Annotated in this window: 19 protein-coding genes; 7 read left to right on the top strand and 12 right to left on the bottom strand. The window is 61.7% G+C overall.

Going from position 1 to position 18,150, the window contains the following annotated elements:
* On the top strand, positions 1-1,212 hold the full coding sequence (locus P3G66_RS00765; protein ID WP_007730007.1) for an acetyl-CoA C-acetyltransferase: 1,212 nt from the start codon (positions 1-3) through the stop codon (positions 1,210-1,212).
* On the opposite strand, the gene P3G66_RS00760 is transcribed toward P3G66_RS00765, so the two are convergent.
* Positions 1,213-1,752 carry a MarR family transcriptional regulator gene (locus P3G66_RS00760; RefSeq protein ID WP_225320148.1) on the bottom strand — a complete coding sequence of 180 codons (540 nt, stop codon included), beginning with the start codon at positions 1,750-1,752 and terminating at the stop codon, positions 1,213-1,215.
* A gap of 72 nt (positions 1,753-1,824) precedes the next feature.
* On the opposite strand from P3G66_RS00760, the gene P3G66_RS00755 reads away from it, so the two are divergent.
* Complete coding sequence (locus tag P3G66_RS00755) at positions 1,825-2,550, top strand: SDR family oxidoreductase (protein WP_276116071.1); 726 nt, start codon at positions 1,825-1,827, stop codon at positions 2,548-2,550.
* Here the strand turns inward: P3G66_RS00755 and P3G66_RS00750 are convergent, their stop codons facing one another.
* Positions 2,551-3,270, bottom strand: a complete 720-nt coding sequence (locus P3G66_RS00750) for a dienelactone hydrolase family protein (protein ID WP_030536547.1) — start codon at positions 3,268-3,270, stop codon at positions 2,551-2,553.
* 46 nt (positions 3,271-3,316) lie between these two features.
* Positions 3,317-4,366 (bottom strand): ABC transporter substrate-binding protein, encoded by a 1,050-nt coding sequence (locus P3G66_RS00745; RefSeq protein ID WP_228232258.1) that lies wholly within the window; start codon positions 4,364-4,366, stop codon positions 3,317-3,319.
* A gap of 346 nt (positions 4,367-4,712) precedes the next feature.
* Between P3G66_RS00745 and P3G66_RS00740 the strand changes: the two genes are divergently transcribed.
* Entirely contained in the window at positions 4,713-4,916 is a 204-nt protein-coding gene (locus P3G66_RS00740; protein ID WP_003939930.1) for a cold-shock protein, read from the top strand.
* Positions 4,917-4,974: 58 nt separating this feature from the next.
* Here the strand turns inward: P3G66_RS00740 and P3G66_RS00735 are convergent, their stop codons facing one another.
* Complete coding sequence (locus tag P3G66_RS00735; protein WP_042447004.1) at positions 4,975-5,883, bottom strand: LysR substrate-binding domain-containing protein; 909 nt, start codon at positions 5,881-5,883, stop codon at positions 4,975-4,977.
* 95 nt (positions 5,884-5,978) lie between these two features.
* Between P3G66_RS00735 and mqo the strand changes: the two genes are divergently transcribed.
* Complete coding sequence (mqo, locus tag P3G66_RS00730) at positions 5,979-7,421, top strand: malate dehydrogenase (quinone) (protein ID WP_050654569.1); 1,443 nt, start codon at positions 5,979-5,981, stop codon at positions 7,419-7,421.
* Here mqo and P3G66_RS00725 read toward each other — a convergent pair.
* The 4 genes from P3G66_RS00725 to P3G66_RS00710 all read right to left on the bottom strand — a co-directional run bounded on the left by P3G66_RS00725 (position 7,405) and on the right by P3G66_RS00710 (position 11,132).
* On the bottom strand, positions 7,405-8,133 hold the full coding sequence (locus P3G66_RS00725; RefSeq protein ID WP_080552754.1) for a Clp protease N-terminal domain-containing protein: 729 nt from the start codon (positions 8,131-8,133) through the stop codon (positions 7,405-7,407). The genes mqo and P3G66_RS00725 overlap by 17 nt on opposite strands.
* Positions 8,134-8,203: 70 nt before the next feature.
* Positions 8,204-8,989, bottom strand: coding sequence for an alpha/beta hydrolase (locus P3G66_RS00720; RefSeq protein ID WP_276116070.1), 786 nt, complete (start codon positions 8,987-8,989; stop codon positions 8,204-8,206).
* Between the two features lie 83 nt (positions 8,990-9,072).
* Entirely contained in the window at positions 9,073-10,065 is a 993-nt protein-coding gene (locus tag P3G66_RS00715; protein ID WP_007729992.1) for an ABC transporter substrate-binding protein, read from the bottom strand.
* Positions 10,066-10,493: 428 nt separating this feature from the next.
* The gene (locus tag P3G66_RS00710; RefSeq protein ID WP_054828147.1) at positions 10,494-11,132 is read right to left on the bottom strand and encodes a DUF2461 domain-containing protein; all 639 of its coding nucleotides are present in this window, start codon (positions 11,130-11,132) and stop codon (positions 10,494-10,496) included.
* An 86-nt stretch (positions 11,133-11,218) separates the two neighbouring features.
* Here P3G66_RS00710 and P3G66_RS00705 point away from each other — a divergent pair, with 86 nt between their 5' ends.
* Complete coding sequence (locus tag P3G66_RS00705; protein ID WP_003939801.1) at positions 11,219-12,064, top strand: mechanosensitive ion channel family protein; 846 nt, start codon at positions 11,219-11,221, stop codon at positions 12,062-12,064.
* Between the two features lie 94 nt (positions 12,065-12,158).
* On the opposite strand, the gene codB is transcribed toward P3G66_RS00705, so the two are convergent.
* Together codB and P3G66_RS00695 are read right to left on the bottom strand one after the other, a co-directional pair.
* Entirely contained in the window at positions 12,159-13,490 is a 1,332-nt protein-coding gene (gene codB, locus P3G66_RS00700) for a cytosine permease (protein WP_276116069.1), read from the bottom strand.
* Entirely contained in the window at positions 13,487-13,951 is a 465-nt protein-coding gene (locus tag P3G66_RS00695) for a nucleoside deaminase (protein WP_003940577.1), read from the bottom strand. Before P3G66_RS00695 ends, codB begins: the two co-directional genes overlap by 4 nt.
* Positions 13,952-14,126: 175 nt before the next feature.
* On the opposite strand from P3G66_RS00695, the gene P3G66_RS00690 reads away from it, so the two are divergent.
* On the top strand, positions 14,127-15,647 hold the full coding sequence (locus tag P3G66_RS00690) for a PucR family transcriptional regulator (RefSeq protein WP_241064861.1): 1,521 nt from the start codon (positions 14,127-14,129) through the stop codon (positions 15,645-15,647).
* Between the two features lie 26 nt (positions 15,648-15,673).
* The gene (locus P3G66_RS00685) at positions 15,674-16,318 is read left to right on the top strand and encodes an SUMF1/EgtB/PvdO family nonheme iron enzyme (protein WP_276116068.1); all 645 of its coding nucleotides are present in this window, start codon (positions 15,674-15,676) and stop codon (positions 16,316-16,318) included.
* Here the strand turns inward: P3G66_RS00685 and P3G66_RS00680 are convergent.
* Both P3G66_RS00680 and P3G66_RS00675 read right to left on the bottom strand, forming a co-directional pair.
* Complete coding sequence (locus P3G66_RS00680; protein ID WP_276116067.1) at positions 16,301-16,876, bottom strand: AAA family ATPase; 576 nt, start codon at positions 16,874-16,876, stop codon at positions 16,301-16,303. The two genes, P3G66_RS00685 and P3G66_RS00680, sit on opposite strands and share 18 nt — an antisense overlap.
* Positions 16,877-16,894: 18 nt before the next feature.
* On the bottom strand, positions 16,895-18,004 hold the full coding sequence (locus P3G66_RS00675) for a DUF6670 family protein (RefSeq protein WP_210377760.1): 1,110 nt from the start codon (positions 18,002-18,004) through the stop codon (positions 16,895-16,897).
* Positions 18,005-18,150: the final 146 nt, after the last annotated feature.

The following is an 18,150-nucleotide window of genomic DNA, read 5'->3' as shown; positions in this document are numbered from 1 at the left end:
ATGCCTGACGTTGTCATCTGTGAACCGCTCCGTACCCCTGTCGGCCGCTTCGGCGGTGTCTTCCGTGACGTAGCCCCGGAAGATCTCGCCTCGACGCTGATCACCGAACTCGTCACGCGTACCGGCATTTCCGGCGCGGAGATCGACGACGTCATTCTCGGCCAGGCTTCGCCGAACGGTGAGGCTCCGGCGATCGGACGCATCGCGGCGCTCAACGCGGGTCTGGGCATCGATGTTCCCGGCATGCAGGTGGATCGCCGGTGCGGGTCGGGATTACAGGCAGTCATCCAGGCCGTCATGCAGGTTCAGTCCGGTGGCAGTGACCTGGTCCTCGCGGGCGGTGCCGAGTCGATGAGCCAGGCCGAGTTCTACGCAACCGGAATGCGTTGGGGCGTCAAGGGTGAAGGAGTTGCGCTCAGCGATCGTCTCGCGCGCGCCCGCGTCACAGCCGGCGGACGTGACTTCCCGGTTCCCGGCGGAATGATCGAAACGGCAGAGAACCTGCGCGCCGAGTTCTCCATCAGCCGCGAGGATCAAGATGCACTCGCGGTTCAGTCCCATCAGCGTGCAGTCGCAGCACAGAAGAACGGCGTCTTCGCCGAAGAAATCGTTCCGGTATCCGTTCCGCAGCGCAAGGGCGAGGCCCTGCTCGTCGACACCGACGAGCATCCACGCGCCGACACCTCGATGGAATCGCTTGCGCGCCTTCGTCCCATGCGCGCAAAGATCGACCCCGACTCCACCGTGACTGCAGGTAATGCCAGCGGTCAGAACGACGGCGCAGCACTGGCGATCGTCACCACCGCCGACAAAGCTCGTACCCTCGGACTGCGACCGCTCGCACGCCTCGCGAGTTGGAGCGTTGCGGGCGTTCCGCCGCGCACCATGGGCATCGGCCCCGTACCGGCGTCGGAGAAGGCACTCGGCCGCCTCGGGCTGTCCCTGGCGGACATGGACGTCATCGAACTCAACGAAGCCTTTGCGGCACAAGCACTTGCAGTCCTGCAGAGTTGGAATCTCGAGGCCGACGACCCACGCATCAACCCCAACGGCTCCGGCATCTCCCTCGGACATCCGGTCGGAGCTACGGGTGGACGAATCCTGGCCACCCTGTTGCGCGAGATGGACCGTCGCGAAGCGCGTTACGGCCTCGAGACGATGTGCATCGGCGGCGGGCAGGGCCTGGCTGCGGTCTTCGAGCGCCTGTCCTGATCAAGCCCCGACGTGCGCGACGCCGGAGTCACCGAGTTCGCCGCGTAGGCCGTCGAGAAAGACACGCAGCAGGTCGGTGAGTTCGGCCTGCTGCTGCTCGGTGAGAATCGACGTCAGTTCGGCTTCACGGCCGAGGACTCGGTCCACCAATTGCTCCACCAGTTCGTGACCGGCGGCAGTGAGGGTCACGAGCACTATTCGTGACCCTTCCGCGGCGGAAGACCTCTCCACCAGACCCGCGTTCTCCGCGCGCGCGAGTCGCTGCGAGATTGCACCGGCCGTGACTCCGGTCTGCTCGGTGATCTGGCGAGTCGTCAACTGATACGGCTCGCCGGATCGCCGCAGGACACTGAGCAGGTCCAGCGTCGCTGTGTCCGCACCGGCCGAGGCGAGTACCCGTCGGCGATCCTCACCGAGCAGCTTGGCGCACATCCACAGCCTGGTGACGATGCCGATACCCTCCACGGGCGTGCCCGGCCTTTCGCGAAGCCAGGCCAACGCGACCGCGTCCACCGCGTCGTCCGGGTTGTAGTCGCCCACCACTGCACACCTCGTTTAGCTCTAAATGATACGTTCTTCGTATAGGTCTAAACGTAGCTCACGGAGGTAGGCATGACACGCACAGTTCTGGTAACCGGCGGCGGAACAGGGATCGGACGCGCAGTTGCAGCGGCGTTCGCCCGAGACGGAGACACAGTTTTTGTCACCGGCCGACGCACGGAAACACTCGAAAAGACCGCGGAGGAGTTGGGCGATAATGTTCACGCCTTGACGTGTGACAACTCCGACCCGAAAGACCTGAAGCGGCTGCAGGATTCACTTCCGGGAACCATCGACGTCGTGGTGCACTGCGCCGGCGGCAACACGGACTTCGATCGCGAAGCGCCGTCAGATCTGGAATCCCTGGCCGCCGGGTGGCGGGCCAATCTGGACTCCAATCTGATCTCGGCAGTGTTGACCACAGCAGCAGTTCGAGATCGAATCCCCAGTGGCGGTGCCGTCATCACCATCGGATCGATTGCCGCCGACAAGGGAGCTGGAGCGTACGGCGCTGCCAAAGCAGCAGTTGCCACGTGGAATATCGATCTGGCCGCCGAACTGGGCCCAGAAAGCATCACCGCGAACATCGTCTCCCCCGGTTACATCGCCGACACCGAGTTCTTCCGGGACTTTCTGACGGACGAGCGTCGCGCGATGCTGATCGAATCCACCAGCACCAAGCGCGCCGGAACCCCGGACGACATCGCATCAGCCGTCCATTTCTTGGCCTCACCGGGTGCCCGGCAGATCACCGGTCAGGTATTGGCAGTCAACGGCGGTGAGAGAACCAGTCGCTGATCACGCCAGGTGGCGCTCGAAGAACGAGTCGATTCGCTTCCAGGCATCCTGCGCTGCAACAGGATCGGGACCGATTCCGAGGATGCGCTCCAAAGGACGAAGCACCTTGGGTCCGGCCTCCGCGTCGTTGAGGAACGCGTGGCCGGCGGTGGGGTACTCCTTGACGTCGTTCTCGATACCGGCATTGCTGAGCGCCGTCTCCAGCTTCGCTGCCGCGCCCCGGAGCGAAAAGTCCTTGCCTCCGAAACTCCCGACGATCGGGCACGCATCCACCACGGCCTCATCGAGTTTGCGTGGAAGCTGACCGTAATTGACCGAGGCAGCGTCGAAATCTCCGGCGCTGACCATCGCGAAGCCGCCGCCCATGCAGAATCCGATGACACCGATCTTTCCGGTGCAGTCCGGGGATTCCACCAGCCAACTGCGAGCGACTTCGATGTCGGTGAACGCCTTGCCGTGTCCTCGAAGCATCGACGTCATGGTGGGCACTAGGCACCGCTTCGCCCCGCCCGCGCTGTAGAGGTCGACAGCGAGCGTCAGGAATCCCGCAGCGGCCAGCCGCTTGGCTTGCCGCTGCATCACCTCCTCGAGCCCGAAGGCCTCGTGAATCATCACTACCCCCGGCCACGGGCCGGGGGTAGTGGGGGTTTCGAGTATCGCTCGCAGCGGTTGTGATCCGCCGACTACTGCGGCGCGGCCCGTCAGATCTATGTCCACCATGTTTCGATGCTAGGCCGACGCGGCGTCAATAGGCTCGGAAGCGAGGTCAGGGGAGCTGTTTTCCCTGGCCCGCCGCAAGCCCGGTCAAGACCCCGGCGAGCTGCGGCAAGGCGTACGGCGCGCTCAGTGGACCGAAATTATCGACAAAGGCATTCGAGAGCAGAAGTTCGACCGGCGCATAGGATCGCGCCTTCACCGCGGGGAGGTTCTGGAAAACTGCGAAGTTCTCCAACCTCGTCGTCGCTTCCTGATCAGAAGCGAGGCTGAGCAAAATGTCTGCGGGTGCGAGTACCTCCGCCTGCTCCATCGACAGCGCAGTCATCTGCTCGGCGTTGTATCCGCGATAGTCGAGTCCGAGTTCGCGCAGCAGAACCCCGGGCGCACTGGCATCCCCCTGCACATACAACTGATCGCCGTACATCGAGCCGATCATGATCGTCTTGCCACCCAAGCCGTTCAGGGAAGCTGCGGTGTCGGAGATCAGAGCGTCGGTCCGGGCGATCGCTGCAGCAGCAGCCTCGTCGACAAAAGCTGCCTGCCCGACCGTGGCGACGCCGTCACGCCACGAGGTGGTCCAGTCCAGCGCGATGACCGGAGCGATCTGACTGAGCCTCTCGGCTGCAGGTTCGAGATAAGTCTTCATTCCGATGATGAGGTCCGGCGAGTAGCGCGCGATGATTTCCGGGTTGATTTCGCCTGTGGTGCCGAAGCTTTCGAGGTCGGCTATTCCCGCGGTGCTCTGCCAAGGCAGTGAACCGCGGTCCCACGATCCTGTGTTGCCGTAGGCGACTGGGTGAACGCCGAGCGAGAGCAGGAATTCCAGATCCGTGAAGTCGCTGGCAACAACGATCCTTTCCGGCTTTCCCGAGATCGTGGTGGTTCCGAGCGCATTGATCACCTCACGTTGTTCGCCGGCATCAGAAGCATCTGATGTAGTCGAACACCCCGCAAGGATGGCGGCCGCTGCCACTGCGCCGACCCCGAAGAACCCACGGCGACTGAGCTGGTCCACAAGTTCAGACGTCGTGGATTCACAAATCGTTCCGTACATGTATGCACTCTCCTTCTCGGCGACTGCTGCGCGCGCCGAGGGCACAGCGAAAGAGAGGTTAGCCCACCCTCATCTTCCATAGGGTTCCTACGTTTGCGATTCCGAGAGATCGGAGCGATAAAAATGGACCGTTCTCGAGCGGACAAGTACATTCCCGCTGATCTATCACCGCAGGCAGTTGGGCGAGCCACCAGTCCCTGCCTTCGGCGATCGGGTCGCTCCAGCGTCGAAAATCAGTCGAAGATCAGTTGCCATTCCCTCCTCGAAAGCTTCCGAATTACCGTCTTTTGCACGTCGCCCACCGTTCGACTTGCGCGGCGTGGGAGGATAGACATATCGAGATCGGGACTTCGATGTGAGGGCCCGGATCGAGTTTGTAGGGAGTATCGGTATGGCACAGGGCATCGTGAAGTGGTTCAACGGCGAAAAGGGCTTTGGTTTCATCGCTCCCGACGACGGAACACCGGACGTGTTCGTTCATTACTCTGAAATCTCGGGCAACGGCTACAAGTCGCTCGACGAGAACCAGCGTGTGGAGTTCGAGGTTGGCCAGGGCCAGAAGGGTCCTCAGGCCACCAATGTGCGCGCTGTCTAATCAGTGACACAAGAAGAGGGCCGCACCCGCAAGGGTGCGGCCCTCTTCTGCATTGTCCTTACGGCGACCCGAGAAGCGCTGTTGCACGAGCAATCAGGTGATCACGCAGTCGAATTACGGCGGGCGTCAGGCGGTAATTGCCGACGGCCAACGCGATGGTTCGATCGCGAACGCCCGTTACCGGAACAGCGACGAGATCCGGGTGATCGACCTCGGCGACGGGGAGCAACGCGATACCGAGACCACGCGAGACCAGGGCACGAATCGTTTCGAACTCCGTGATCTCGAATGCAACCCTCGGCTCGAATCCGGTTTGCATACAGCAAGAGTCGAGCAACATCCGAAGGTGATAGGTGGGCGGACTCGCGATGAATGTCTCGTCGACCAGTTCCGCGAGGTCGACACAATCTCTCGCCGCTAATCGATGTCCAGTACCCACATGCAGGAGTATTTGCTGATGCCCCAACAGCGTTGTAGGCAAGTCCTCCGGCGCTGGAATCATCACGGCAAGATCCAGACGCCCGTCTCGGACCATTTGCGCGAGTGATTCCCCATGCGCTTGCACAAGGTTCAATCGCACCCGCGGCGCCGCCTCGTGAAACTCTGCGAGCAGCGACGGGACGCTGATCGGGCCCAATGTCAGTGGAAACCCGAATCGTACGAGGCCACCCTCCGGATCCGCGTTACTACGGACCAGACCTACTGCGTTGTCCAGCTCCTTGACGAGGCGGCTAGTTAGTTCGTGTAATTCGCGCCCTGCCGAGGTCAGTGCAACCCGGCGCCCAACCGGCTGAAAAAGCTGAAATCCCAGCGTCTTTTCGAGCGTCTTCAATCTCCGGCTGAGCGAGGACTGAGGAATCCCGAGCAGGTCGGAAGCTCTCGTGATGTGGCCTTCCTCCGCGGCCACATCGAAGGCCGCCAGAAGCGGCGCCAGCCCTTCTACTTCAGCCGATCGAAACTCATCCATATTCGGATCATAAACCGATGGTTTCTTCATTGGACGGATGAGTCTGTTTGGGGCCACGATGCACATACACCCCAACCTCTGAGGAAAGGCCGCCCATGTTCACGTCGCCACCGTCGGGATTGAAACCTGGTTCCGAAGAGCCCCCACTCGACGCAATACTCATCGGCGCCGGGATCATGTCGGCAACGCTGGGTACATTGATTGCAAGACTCCAACCCGATTGGTCCATCGAGGTACTCGAACGGCTCGGCGAACCCGCCGGCGAAAGCTCCAACGCGTGGAACAACGCAGGAACCGGCCATTCGGGCCTATGCGAACTGAACTACATGCCCGACCCCAGCGACCCCGCGAAAGCTGTAGAGATCAGCCACCAATTCCACCTGTCTCGCCAATTCTGGGGATCACTCGCGGAAACCGGCGAGCTGAAACAAACCCCATCGTTCGTCAACCCAACCCCTCACATGGACGTCGTTTTCGGCAAACGAGACATCGAATATCTACGTCAGCGCCACGCCACGCTACATGGATTACCCGAATTCTCAGCCATGGAGTACACAGAAGATCCTCAGACGGTCAATAATTGGGCGCCGCTGATGATGCGCGGCCGAATGGATTCCGAACCGATAGCTGCGACTCGATACGCAGCAGGTACAGACGTGGACTTCGGTGCTCTGACCCGAGAACTGCTTCACACCATGACAAATCGTGGTGCACGCATCCGCACGAGCCACGACGTAACATCACTCCAGCGCATGACAGACGGCACGTGGCTCATCTGTGGGCGAAACACTATCTCTGGCATTCAGTTCCAACTGAGATCTAGATTCGTCTTCGTCGGCGCAGGCGGGTACGCGCTCAGGCTTCTTCAGAAGGCGCGAGTTCCCGAGGTTCGAGGCTATGCGGTGTTCCCACTCGGAGCCCAGTTCCTGCATACCGAAAAACGCACCGTCGTCGACTCCCACAACGCGAAGGTGTACAGCCAGGCCGCGATCGGAGCACCACCGATGTCGGTCCCCCATCTCGACAGGCGTGTGGTCGACGGCTGCCCGTCATTGATGTTCGGACCGTATGCCACCTTCAGCACACGACTCCTCAAGCATGGCAAGCTAACTGACTTGTTCGCTACGATCCGATTCCGAAACGTCGCAGTATTGCTTGCTGTCGGAATACAGAACATCTCGCTCGTCCGATACCTGTTCAGCCAATTACTGTCATCGAAACGGCGCAAGTTTGCCGCACTGCAACGCTTCTATCCCGAGGCCGATCCCGCAGACTGGAAGCTGATTCAGGCCGGGCAGCGCGCCCAATTGGTGAAGCCTCACCCGAGAAAGGTCGGGATGCTGACATTCGGCACAGAGGTAATCACCAGCGCAGAGGGATCGATTGCCGGTCTCCTGGGTGCATCGCCGGGAGCTTCGGTTGCACCATCTGTGATGACGGACGTACTCGCCAAGTGCTTTCCGAGCCACATCGAGCAATGGATGCCGGCACTTAAGGAATTGATGCCGGCACTGACACCGATCACTGATCCTGAATGACGGCCAGTGCTCCAACGATGTTCGACTCCGCCACCGACTTCGAGATTCCGAGATCAGCCAGAACACCTGATCCGTCTTCGAGTTCGAGCAGCGCGAGCAGGATGTGCTCGGTTCCGATGTAGTTGTGGCCCAGGCGAAGAGCCTCACGGAACGTCAGTTCCAGGACCTTGCGCGCACGAGCGTCGTACGGAATGAGTTCTGGTAGTTCGGAAGTCGGAGTCGGTAGTACACCGGCCACTGCAGCTCGGACGGATCCGAGCTCCACCCCTTGCGCCACTATCGCCTTCGCAGCCAACCCGGCAGGCTCCTCGACGAGCCCCAGGAGCAGGTGCTCCGGCTGGATCTCTGCGTTACCGGCGGCGCGGGCTTCGTTCTGCGAGGCCATGACGACGTTCTTCGCCCGGGGAGTGAACCGGTTGAACCCTTCGTTCGGATCCATCGGCTTCTGATCACTCGGTGCCTTGGGAACAAAACGCTTCTGCGCAGCCTGCTTCGAGACACCCATGCTCGCGCCGATCTCCGTCCACGACGCTCCCGACCTGCGCGCCTGGTCGACGAAGTGACCGATCAGGTGATCTGCAACTTCACCGAGATGATCAGCGGCAATCACGGCGTCGGAAAGTTGGTCGAGAGCATCGGTGTGAACCTTCTTGATCGCGTCGATGAGGTCGTCGAGTCGAACCTTGTTGGTCATTTCCACTGGTTTGCTCATGCGTCAACCATAGGTTGACGCAATCGAAAACGTCAACCCTAGGTTGACGATCGTCTTCGCCGCCCAGTGCTCAGCCGGAAAAGAATTCACGCAGAGCCGGGACAATAGCGTCGTCGGCAACGCCGTGGCCCTGACCGGGGATCTCCAAAGTCTTTGTCCCCGAAACTTTTGCGGCAATTCGCATTGCCGAAGCAGGTGCCCATTGACCACTGTCACCGCCGTACATGACCAACGTGGGGACGGTAATGGAGGCAAGCCAGTCGAGCGACTCGCAGCCGTGATCACACACAGCGACGTCGTAAGGCAAGGTGTGCGCGATGGCGCACATGTCGGGCCAATCGGCACTCCGCTTGATCTCGTCGACCATCTCCGCGGATGCACCGGTCAGATCCAGAAAACGCGTCACAGCGCCCTCCCTGTCGCCGCCCGCAATCAATCGCTCCAGATCACTTTGGGCAGTCTCGTCACGCTGGTCGTCGTCCATGTACGGCGCCTCGTAGACGGCAAGCTTACGCATCGGAACGGCCTGCGCAGCGGCTTCCAAAGCCAGCGCGGCACCCGACGACAATCCGTAAACGAGCGGTGTTTCACCGGTGGCAGCGACGACCGCCCGCAAGTCCTCCACCTCGGCGTCGATCGAGAACGCGCGACTGTCACCGCTGTCCCCGCGTCCGCGCCTGTCGTACGAGTACACCGTGAAGTCCGCCGCCAACTCTGCAGCCAGGGAATCGAACCAACCGCGGTCGCAGAACGCTCCGGCGACCAGGACCACTGCTGGTCCGGCACCGGAGCGTTCGTATGCGATGGTCGTACCGTCGCGGGATTGCACTACCGCTGGGGATTGCTCTGTTTGCACGTCGATCTCCTCAGGTCTGGTCAATGCCTACCTGATTAGACCGCCCGCGTTACCTAAACTCATCGGTCCGGTCGGCAGAGGCTTCAGCTGATCTTGTTGTACAGGGCATCCCAACCCTGCGCCACGTAGGAAATCGTGTAGATCGAACCGTAGAAGGTAGAGCCACCCAGACTGGTGACGTTGCCCGCCTGCACTGCCGGGAGTCGCTGCCACAGCTTGCTCGCCACCAATGCCTGGTACGCCGCACTGTCCTCGTTTTCGGTGATCATGAAGCCGTCGACGCCGGCCAGCACGTCGAGGCCCTCGAGGCTGACCCCGCCCTCGGGATCGAGCCCCTCCGAGGTGGCGGTTTTGCCACCGATGTCGCCGAGCGTCATGTCGCTGGGCTTGTCGCCCTTCTCGGAGGTACGGATGCTCGTGACGTACAGCGTGTTCGTGTCCGGCATGAACGAGACACTGGCGACGGTCTTGGACGCAATCTTCTCGGCATGACGACTGCGGATGTCGGAAATCAGATTGTCGTAGTCGAGCGTCAATCGATCGAGTGTGGCCGTTCGACCGAGCCAGCCCGACAACCGCGAGAGGTTTGTGCGCCAGTCGTCGGTGAACTCTGTCGTCAGAACCGGTGCGATGGTGGACATCTCGGCCACCGGCCACCACTCGCTCTCGTAGTTCAGGCACACGATCAGGTCGGGCTCGAGCGCCAAGATCTGCTCGCGGTTGGGGATCTCCGACAGGAACGGTACCGACGAATCGATAGGCACCCACGGTGTCGCCTGGGCGTACGTGTAACCGACGAGCGGAAGTTCCAGCGCTACAGCAGGTTCCAGGTCGAGCCGTGAGTCGATCGCGACAACCCGCTTCGGATTGACAGGAATGTCGTACGTTCCGAGAGGTGTCGTCACAGAACGCATTTCGGTTTCACCCGAACTGCTCCCGCTGTCACCGCAGGCCGCCAGGAACGCGCCCAGCCCGGCGATCCCGGCACCGAAGCCGAACTGCCGACGTGTGAGGTCCGAAACGAGGCGGTTGTCGGAGTAGCCCTCGGGAAGCAAGAGCGTGGATTGAGCGGGCATGCGTGTCGAACCTCCAAAAGAAATGAATCATCCACTGTTGCGAGCGGATAAGGATGCCCTAACAGCGTACGCAGGGAGGGTCGTCGCGATCGGCCCAGAAATAGTCGAATCAGGCCAATTCGCACCCCTTACTTGTCGAGTTTGCGCATCTCGACGAAGTAGACCGCACTGAACGCGAGGTAGGTGCCGACGATTCCGAGGACCGAGATGATCAGGACGAGAGCGAGAAACATAGCCATGATGGTCTCCACTGACACGGGTTGTTCACGATGTCGATCGAGAGAAAATGGCTTCGAACTGCGGCGCTGCGACTCGAAGCGGGGTCGAAACTTTCGGTTACACACACCACGCTAGCCCCAGGCGTCTCGGGTTTTGATGAACTCGAGGTGAACTCTCCTACGGCTACGTCACACTTTTCTGTCGGACGGTCAGTTCGGCCCGAGCACCTGTCCGGACCATTCGACCAAAGGCGTCAGTGCGCGCCACGCCGCGCGAACTTCCTTCAACGTCCTGGCGCTGTCCAACCACGGCGGGCTCGGGTAAGTACGCCCAGCGGTCAGCGACTTGTGACGCAGCAATTCGATCCGCGGGTGATCGACCGTGTATCCGCGAGGCGCCGTCTTGAGCTTGTCGCCGCCGATCGTGAATCCGGCCTTCTCGACGGAGGCCAGGATCTTCTCGAGCTCCGGGCCTCGAACGTCGTCGTCGACAGCCGCACGATAACGCGCGATGGTCTCCGAACTGCTGGCGTAGAAACCACCGGCCACCATCAACCCTGCCGCGTCGATCTGCACGTAGTAGCCACAGCTCTCGGCGAGACCGACGAACGCTCCCTGGTGCGTCTTGTACGGGATCTTGTCCTTCGAGAATCGAACGTCACGATACGGCCGAAAGAGCTTGGCCGTGCCGAATTCGTCCTCCAACGCTGCGGTCAACGACGCCATCGGACGACGAACCACTTCGTCGTACGTCTCCTTGTGCGCTGCCCACCAGGTCTTGCTGTTGTCGGCTTCCAGGTCTTCGTAGAAATCGAGTGCAGCAACGGGTATGCCAGTGAACGCAGCCATGACGTAAGCCTAGCTGCCTGTTCGGCTTTGGACCGTCTGCCCTGCACCGATGCCCGGATCGGCCCGAATCCGTAGACTGCATGGAGATGATTTCCGAAATACAAGCATGGGAACTGACCGATACCAACCGAGACTGGTTGATTCACCGACCCGTCGAGATCGCGATCTACGTGGCGCTCGCAGTCGTTCTGCGCTTCGCACTGCACCGCGGGATCGATCGAATGTCGAAGCCTCGCAAGTCTCCGAACGCCAAGGTGAACGAGCGCCGATCGCAGCGAGCCCGGACCATCGGTTCGGTACTCAAATCGACGGTGTCCATCGTCATCCTCGTCTGGTGTGTGCTGCAGATCCTCGGCATCCTCGGGATCAACGTCGCGCCGTTCATCGCATCCGCCGGCGTCATCGGTCTTGCCATCGGTTTCGGTGCACAAAACCTGGTGCGTGACTTCCTCTCCGGCATCTTCATGTTGCTGGAAGATCAGTACGGTGTCGGCGACGTCGTCGATCTCGGCGACGCGGTCGGCACCGTCGAAACAGTGGGCCTGCGCGTCACCACGATTCGAGATGTGAACGGCACCTTGTGGTACTGCCGCAACGGCGAAATCCTGCGAGTGGGCAACATGAGTCAGGGTTACGCCACTGCAGTTCTCGATCTCCCGATCGCCCACAATGCGAACGTGCACAAAGCGTGTGAGGTGGCGACGCGAGCTGTCCTCGAGGCGGCAGAGTCCGAACCGATCAGGGCGGACATGATCGACAAGCCGGAGATGCTGGGAGTCAATTCGGTTACTGCCGAGGCAATTACCATTCGAGTGACGGCGCAGGTCAAGCCTGGGCGCCAATGGGCAGTCCAGCGCGCATTTGCGCGCTCGGCGCTGACTGCGTTCGAAGAGCAGGGTATCGAGGCACCGTACCTGCCTGTTCTGCGATGACGGTTGAGACGGAAGCGTCTGCCCTTTCCATCAAGTGCGCGAGCCCCCGGCGCGGTCGATACCGCCGGGGGCTCGCTGGTGCCTGAAGCATGATTCAGACGGTGGAGGTCGAGACCTCCCGATCTGCCGATCTGTTGCCAAACGCCTTGTGCAGGAACATCGTCAGTGCAATGGCTACCACGATTCCGATCAGCGGCGGGATTCCCACCTCGAACTCACCGGAAAGCCAAGCGAGGAACGCTGCGACGGCATAGACGGCCAGGTTTCGCCAGTGGACCGGCTGCGGGGTGTACCCCTCGGGTATGCCTCGCCGCCACCGGCACAGGAAGTCAGCGATGATCACGCCGCCCAATGGCGGGATGAAAGTTCCGAGCAGGCTCAGGTAGTCGACCAGATGGTTGTGCACACCGGTCAGAGCGAGCGCCGTGCCGATCACACATCCACCGATGACGAACGGGGTCTTGCGGGGCTTTCTGAACAGTTCGGCACCGGCCACTCCGAATGCGTATGCGGTGTCTGCGTTGCTCTTCCAGAGGTTTCCGAACAGCAAGACCAGGCCCCAGCCGACAAGCCCGAGGTTGTAGAGGATCAACACGAAGTCACCCTCGTGGAACGTGATGGCTCCGATGGCGCCGAACAGGATCATCAATCCGTTTCCGAGGAGGAACCCGATAACGCAGGCCCACACCGCTTGTGATCCGGAGCGAGCAAATCTGGTCCAGTTGGGCGCTTGCGTTCCCGCCGATACGAACGTGCCGACGACAGTGGTGATTGCTAGCGCGATCGTCATGGTCGTCTGCGGTTGAACCGAGACCAGGCCGGAGAATCCACCGACCTCTTCGAGGGACCGGAATACGACCCAGCAGGCCAACGCCAGGATCAAGGGCGTCGAGACGAGCGAAACCCAGTACATTCCGCGGTAGCCGTAGCAGGCGGTGACGCACATCAAGATGCTCGCCGCGATCATCACCGACGCCCTGGCGAGGTAGGAATCCCAGCCCAGCGCCTGGGCGGTGAGATCGCCGATCGTGCCGATGATGACTCCGTACCAGCCGATCTGGGTACCGCCCAGCAGGATCGAAGCGAGCTTGGACCCGCGAGTGCCGAAACTGTAGCGCGCCATCACAACTGTTGTCAGTCCGGTTCGAGCTCCGACGAACCCCATCATGGCGACGTAAACCCCCAAGATGGCGGATCCGGCGGCGATCACCACCATCAGTTTCCAGAACGAGAACGCGGTACCGAGCGCTGCTCCGGCCAACATCGTCGGTGTGAAGATGGTGAACCCCAACAACACCACCGCGAGCGAGAAGAACGGCTTTCGTGCATGAAGCGGAACCGGAGTAACGGGATAGTCAGGATCGACCGGGGGGCCTGCGCTCTCCGAATCGCCTGCGACCGTGGCAGGTTCAACGGCGCTGCTCATACAACTTCGCCGATGTCTTCGAGCCACAGGCTCGGGCGCTCGGCCAGCATGCGGTCCATCAGTGCCACACACTCCGCGTCGTCGACGACGTCGACCTGAATTCCGCTGCTGCGCAACCATTCCTCCGATGCCTCGAAGGAACGATTTTCGCCGACCACGATTCGAGGGATCTCGTACAGGCGAGCCGTTCCGGCGCACATGAAGCACGGCGACAAAGTCGTGTAGAGGACACACTCGCGATACACCGAGGCCGGCAGTCGTCCGGCGCGCTCGATGCAGTCGGTCTCGCCATGACGGATGGCGCTGTTCATCTGGACCCGACGGTTACGTCCGACTGCGAGAACCTCGCCCCGGTGAATCAGCGCCGCGCCGATCGGCACGCCGCCCTCCTCCCAACCGATCTTCGCCTGTTCGATCGCAAGTCCGAGAAAATACTCATCGGTGTGTGCCGGATGATTCATGTGCGCTCCTGGAGTCTGACCAAAATCGTCGATTGTGGCTCGTGTCACAATCCGACCACGGTGGTAACAGCCCGACAAGGGACAACCTGTCAGTTCGGCAGAACTAGCTCTATGACGAAGTGCCCCCTCGGCGGACGATATAGAAATGCTCCCGACTCTGCGACAAGTTCTTGCGATGCCCTCGTTCAAGGCCGCCGCAATCGAGGTGCTCGCGGGCGACGTCGATACCGCGGTGGTCCGCTGGGTCCATTCGTCCGAGGTGTACGAAATGGGTGGGCTGCTGTCCGGAGGTGAGGTCCTTCTGACCACGGGCCTCGGTCTGCACGGGCGATCTCCCGAGCAGCTCACCGCCTACATCGACCAATTGGCGGACGCGGGATGCGTCGCACTCGCGATGGAAGTCGGGCGCTCGTTCCTCACGGCCCCTCCCGAACTCGTCGAAGCTTCGCGCCGACGGGGACTCGCGTTCTTGGCCCTGCACGCAGTAGTGCCCTTCGAGCGGATGGTCGAAGACTTTCACGACCTCATGCTCCGCCGCACTCTCGGTTCGGCGCAAGCGGGCGAGCCTGTCTGGCAAGAACTTCTGAGTCTCGTGGTTGCAGGCCAGGGCATGACTGCGCTGCTCGACAAGGTGTCACGACTCGCGGGGTGCGGCGTCGATCTGCTCGACGCGGATGGCAGAACCGTCGAGCGCAGCACAACCGGCGCAGAGCGATCCGAGACCGAACGCACTATCCACGACGTACGCGGCCCGACGAACTCACTCGGTCGACTTGTCCTGTGCGGGCCGGCAACCACACGCCGAACCGCCGTCGCAAACTGCGCCGCCGTCGCGGTAGCTCTGGAACTCGGCCGTCACGGCGATCTCGGCCCAAGACAGTCACTCGCCCAATCGGTGATCACCGACGTGGTGGGCGGTGTGCTCACATCGCACGGCGACTTGTCCGAGCGACTGACAGCGGCCGGGTGGACGCCGTTGTCGGAGGGGCACCACGTCCTCGTCGCCGCTGTCGACATCGATCGGCAAACCCCGGTTCGAGAGCTCGCTGACCAAGTACGCGACGCCGTGCGGGCCGTGCTCGGCTCCTGTGTCGTCGGGACTGCGGCCAATCACGTCATCGTGCTCGCGCACGGGTGGGCGTCCGCATCCCCCGCTCGAGTGCGGACTGCGTTCACCGAAGCCGACGAGCTGCTACGCCGCGGGCCGGGCGGTTCCGCGGTACGCACGCTCGGAGTGGCGACGCCGGTCGCGGATCTGTCGGGCGTCGGGGCTGCGGTCGCGCAAGCTCGCGAAGTCGTCCAGATCGCGCGGCGCTTCGGCACCCGGACCGGAGTGATCCTCGCGAGGGACGTCGGCGTCCAACGACTGCTCGCCGCCGGAACGACACCCGCTTCGCTGTCCGTGTTCGTAACCGAGCAACTCGGTTCGCTGATCGCATACGACACAGCACATTCCGCCGATCTCGTCCGAACGCTCGACGCGTACCTCGCACATCGGGGCGGCAAGGCGAGAACCGCGGATTTCCTCGGCATTCGGCGTCAGTCGCTTTATGCACGGCTCACGCGTATCGAGAAGCTGATGGGTGTTTCCCTCGACGATCCGGCACAGGTGGTCTGCCTCGGGCTTGCGCTGACCGCATGGCGCATGCGCACCGGCCTTGATCCACAAGCAGCGTTCGAGCGTCTCCCCGGGTGAGCGACAACCTCTGCGATGATGAACGAATGACCGGAGCAGCGGAGTTGATGATCGAGATCCCTGCCGGCGAGGTGCACCTTCGGGACGACCGCAAAGGTACTGCGTGGACCTCGAAAGTCGAATCCTTCCGCCTCGCACGCCATCTCACCACCAGGGCGCTGCTTCACGGAGATTCGTCGGACGATTCGAGCAAACCAACGGTCGACCTTTCATGGAAGGACGCCATCGCAACCTGCAACGCACTTTCGGTCGCGGACGGTCTGACACCCGCATATCGAGACGTCGACACCGATTCTCCGCAGTGGGACCGGGGCGCAACTGGCTACCGGCTCGCCACCGAGGCCGAGTGGCAGTACGCATGCAAGGCCGGCACCTCCGGCTACCGCTACGGCGAGATCGACGAGATTGCTTGGTACAGCGACAATTCAGAGGGTAGGGCTCGTCCCGTCGGAACGAAGGCACCCAACAACTGGGGCCTGTACGACATGATCGGCAATGTCTGGGAATGGTGCTGGGATCTCTACGACCCCGAGGTCTACGGCGCGTACCGGATCTTTCGCGGCGGCAGTTGGGCCGAAAGCGAGCGCGGTTGCGGCGCTACCGTAAGGAGGCGAAGCCATCCGACGTTTGCAATCGACGACCTGGGATTTCGCCTAGCTCAAACGATCTGAGGGCAGACGGCTGAGGACTTCGAGCACAGCCTCGATCTCTTCTCGACTGCGCAGCCGAACTATCGGCAACGACGGCACATCGACAAGAACCGTGGTCATTCGCTCGGCGTTGCGTCCGTCGGTTCGCCAGGCCCAGCGCACCACGTGATCCGGATCGAACAGAATGGTGTGCAGTGGAGGCTCCATGTTGCGATTCCACAACACCTCTCGCTGCAATCGCCGACGCACGGTTCGTGTGATCACCTGGCGCATCACCGTCCGCCGAGGCAGATCCAACCACAGCATCAGGTCCGCACGCTCGGCCAGAAGCTCACGCACCGCACCGTACTGCCACTCGGTCACCCAGGCCGGCTCGCTGGAAAAGCGTCGTACTTCGGTTTCGAAACTGTCGAGCGGAATCCAGCCGGGCCCGTGGAACAGCGAGTCCAGCTCAGTGTGTTCGATCTCGAGAAGCCGCCCGATTCGACCGGCGAGAGTCGTCTTTCCGGCACCGGAAGTCCCCGCGACAAGGATCTTCTGCGGACGAATCGTCAGCGCGGCGGGGTCTACGAAAGGCACCGATACACCCTAGGGGCCTTACACTTCGCAGTCCACCCATTCGATGTAACCGGTGCCGTTGATCGACGCACCGTCGAAGCTTCCCCGGTAGGTATACGCGCCGACGTATCCCTTGCCGTGACCGTAGCGCCACTCCGAGTCGATCTCGGCCTCGAACTCCACGACCGTCCTGCCGTGATCGCGTACCTGCCAACGCAGTACGCGCGGCACACGCATCTCGCGACCCTGTGGGTCGACGTGCAATGCGTCGGCGTACTCGAGCACGTCGAACTCGACGTCGTCGAAGACCTTCGCACTACCGTCGACAGTCCGAATGTAGGCGAGCTTGCACGCCGTAACCCCTGACGCTCGAACATCGGTGAGCAACAACTGATGCCGGTCGTCCAGTTGAACGATCTGGTAGGTGAAAAAGTCGGCCGGGAGCTTCCACGACTCGGGAAGGGCGCGGCGAGTCAACGATTGCGGTGTCATGCACCGCGCGTACTCGACGGTGCACGGAGCCGAAATACTCACCGGTCCATCCGGACTCGCAATTGTTCCGGAGCACTGTGCCAGCAGACTGACGTGGTCGTAGACGGGATTACGCACGAACCACGACGCTTGGTCCGTTGCCACGATCTCGAGATCGACGTCGAATGAGTCGTATCGCCCGGTGACTCGGAAGTTCGGATAGCTGTTCTCGATGATCAGGTTGTCACCGAAGGCGATTCGCGAACCATCTTCTTCGAACGCACACTCATCGGCAGCGTCGTACGCCCGGTAGAAGTGATGGCCCGGCGCTGCGGTGGAACTCAGCACGGTTGCTGTGTTTCGCGCGTCGGGTGCAGCGAGATAGTCGTTGTCGAACACCACCGTCCCGGTTGCACCGATCAACGTCATGGTGTTGAGGTAACGGAAAGGCCCTGGCAGCCGGGGAACGAAGATCCCGTAGTGCGTCCACGCGAACTTCCGCGAAGCCAGGTGCGGACGCAGCATCTCGGGCCGATCGAACGGGCGTACCGATTCCGCCATTCGCTTGTCGATCAGCGGTAGCGCGCCGTCCAGCAAAGCCCGAACCGCGGGTCGCCACAATCGGCGCGAGCGGGTGGCGGGAACAGGGTCGGAACGATCAACGGTTTGTCCGGTCACGCCCCTAAGTTAATGTAACCAGACGTAACAAACAAGTGTCGAATTTTCCTCGACGACCTCACACCCTGAACACCCGCGCCCTGCGCACGCGGCGAATAGCATGTGAGAATCCGCGTACCGGAACCGGTCGCAGAGAGGGCGCAACA

Origin of the sequence: Rhodococcus sp. C3V, assembly GCF_029269915.1 — a bacterium.
GTDB classification, from domain to species: Bacteria; Actinomycetota; Actinomycetes; order Mycobacteriales; family Mycobacteriaceae; genus Rhodococcus_F; species Rhodococcus_F qingshengii.
The sequence above is the reverse complement of the archived record's forward strand: the minus strand, read 5'-3'. Positions and strand labels throughout refer to the sequence as shown.

What these genes read in the sequence shown, in the direction of transcription:
- P3G66_RS00735 (WP_042447004.1), bottom strand. Translation starts at nt 5,883, where the DNA reads ATGGATGAGTTTCGATCGGCTGAAGTAGAAGGGCTGGCGCCGCTTCTG.
- P3G66_RS00755 (WP_276116071.1), top strand. Translation starts at nt 1,825, where the DNA reads ATGACACGCACAGTTCTGGTAACCGGCGGCGGAACAGGGATCGGACGC.
- P3G66_RS00725 (WP_080552754.1), bottom strand. Translation starts at nt 8,133, where the DNA reads ATGAGCAAACCAGTGGAAATGACCAACAAGGTTCGACTCGACGACCTC.
- P3G66_RS00690 (WP_241064861.1), top strand. Translation starts at nt 14,127, where the DNA reads ATGCCCTCGTTCAAGGCCGCCGCAATCGAGGTGCTCGCGGGCGACGTC.
- P3G66_RS00695 (WP_003940577.1), bottom strand. Translation starts at nt 13,951, where the DNA reads ATGAATCATCCGGCACACACCGATGAGTATTTTCTCGGACTTGCGATC.
- P3G66_RS00765 (WP_007730007.1), top strand. Translation starts at nt 1, where the DNA reads ATGCCTGACGTTGTCATCTGTGAACCGCTCCGTACCCCTGTCGGCCGC.
- P3G66_RS00685 (WP_276116068.1), top strand. Translation starts at nt 15,674, where the DNA reads ATGACCGGAGCAGCGGAGTTGATGATCGAGATCCCTGCCGGCGAGGTG.
- P3G66_RS00705 (WP_003939801.1), top strand. Translation starts at nt 11,219, where the DNA reads ATGATTTCCGAAATACAAGCATGGGAACTGACCGATACCAACCGAGAC.
- P3G66_RS00710 (WP_054828147.1), bottom strand. Translation starts at nt 11,132, where the DNA reads ATGGCTGCGTTCACTGGCATACCCGTTGCTGCACTCGATTTCTACGAA.
- P3G66_RS00715 (WP_007729992.1), bottom strand. Translation starts at nt 10,065, where the DNA reads ATGCCCGCTCAATCCACGCTCTTGCTTCCCGAGGGCTACTCCGACAAC.
- P3G66_RS00740 (WP_003939930.1), top strand. Translation starts at nt 4,713, where the DNA reads ATGGCACAGGGCATCGTGAAGTGGTTCAACGGCGAAAAGGGCTTTGGT.
- mqo (WP_050654569.1), top strand. Translation starts at nt 5,979, where the DNA reads ATGTTCACGTCGCCACCGTCGGGATTGAAACCTGGTTCCGAAGAGCCC.
- P3G66_RS00750 (WP_030536547.1), bottom strand. Translation starts at nt 3,270, where the DNA reads ATGGTGGACATAGATCTGACGGGCCGCGCCGCAGTAGTCGGCGGATCA.
- codB (WP_276116069.1), bottom strand. Translation starts at nt 13,490, where the DNA reads ATGAGCAGCGCCGTTGAACCTGCCACGGTCGCAGGCGATTCGGAGAGC.